We start from the raw sequence: 972 nt of genomic DNA on the forward strand, positions 1-972 counted from the left end.
CGTCTCGGCGGCCTCGTGGACGGCGCGGCAGAGCTGGCGCGTCGACAGCGGCTCCAGGCTGTTCTTGCCGGGGAACAACCAGCCCTGGGGCAGCATGACGCCGCGGCGTCGGCCCTCGCGCCACCACTGCCGGAGCAGCTCCAGCAACTGCGGCGACAGCATCGCGTTGCGGTCCTTACGCCCCTTGCCCTGCTCGACGCGGATCAGCATGCGGGTGCTGTCGATGTCGCCGGCCCTGAGCCCCACCACCTCGGACACACGCAGGCCGGCCCCGTAGGCCACCCCGAGTGCTGCCCTGTACTTCGGCCCTCGTGCCGCTTCGAGCAGCCGCCCGACTTCCTCGACGTTCAGCACGGTCGGCAGCTTCTGGGCGTAGCGCGTCAGGACGAGGCGTCGCGTACGCGTCCGACGAAGACCGCCTAGCGGGGTGATGGGTTTGCGGCCGACCTTACGGGCTTACGGCTAGCCTAAAGGTCATCAGGTCGATGCGGGTCGAGGTTCTGAGCGGGGTCGAGCGCCGGCGTCAGTGGTCGGACGATGAAAAGGCCCGGATCATCGAGGAGACCCTGGTTCCGGGGGCGCGGGTGGCCGAGGTGGCCCGTCGCAACGCGGTGAGTGCCAGCCTGGTGTTTGGATGGCGTCGCCTGGCGCGCGACGGCCTTCTGGGGCGGGGCGTGCCGGCGCTGGTTCCGGTCGAGATCGTGGTTCCCGCTCCTGCGCTGCCGGCCCCCGCGCCACCGAGCGTATCGCGCCCGAGGCGGTCGGCCGGGCTGATCGAGATCGAGCTGTCGCAGGGGCGCCGCCTGCGGGTGGGCCCTGACGTCGACGGCGACGCGCTGCGGCGCGTCCTCGACGCCCTGGATCGGCGATGATCCCGCTGCCGAGCGGCACCAAAGTGTGGCTGGCGACGGGCCACACCGACATGCGCAAGGGGATCGGTGGCCTGTCGCTGCTGGTGCAGGAGGTGCTTGG

The 972-nt window shown here is 71.3% G+C and carries 3 protein-coding genes; 2 read left to right on the top strand and 1 reads right to left on the bottom strand.

The window, feature by feature from the left end; translation table 11 throughout:
* Nucleotides 1-354, bottom strand: a 354-nt coding sequence (locus tag D3273_RS27855) for a tyrosine-type recombinase/integrase (RefSeq protein WP_245501428.1), incomplete at its 3' end; no start/stop codon positions are given.
* Between the two features lie 131 nt (nt 355-485).
* Between D3273_RS27855 and tnpA the strand changes: the two genes are divergently transcribed.
* On the top strand, nt 486-872 hold the full coding sequence (tnpA, locus tag D3273_RS27860; protein ID WP_129230297.1) for an IS66-like element accessory protein TnpA: 387 nt from the start codon (nt 486-488) through the stop codon (nt 870-872).
* Nucleotides 869-972, top strand: a 104-nt coding sequence (gene tnpB, locus D3273_RS29790) for an IS66 family insertion sequence element accessory protein TnpB (RefSeq protein ID WP_165359461.1), incomplete at its 3' end; no start/stop codon positions are given. The genes tnpA and tnpB, both read left to right, overlap by 4 nt.

The sequence above is a fragment of the Lichenibacterium minor genome (assembly GCF_004137685.1).
GTDB classification, from domain to species: domain Bacteria; phylum Pseudomonadota; class Alphaproteobacteria; order Rhizobiales; family Beijerinckiaceae; genus Lichenihabitans; species Lichenihabitans minor.

What these genes read in the sequence shown, in the direction of transcription:
- tnpA (WP_129230297.1), top strand. Translation starts at nt 486, where the DNA reads ATGCGGGTCGAGGTTCTGAGCGGGGTCGAGCGCCGGCGTCAGTGGTCG.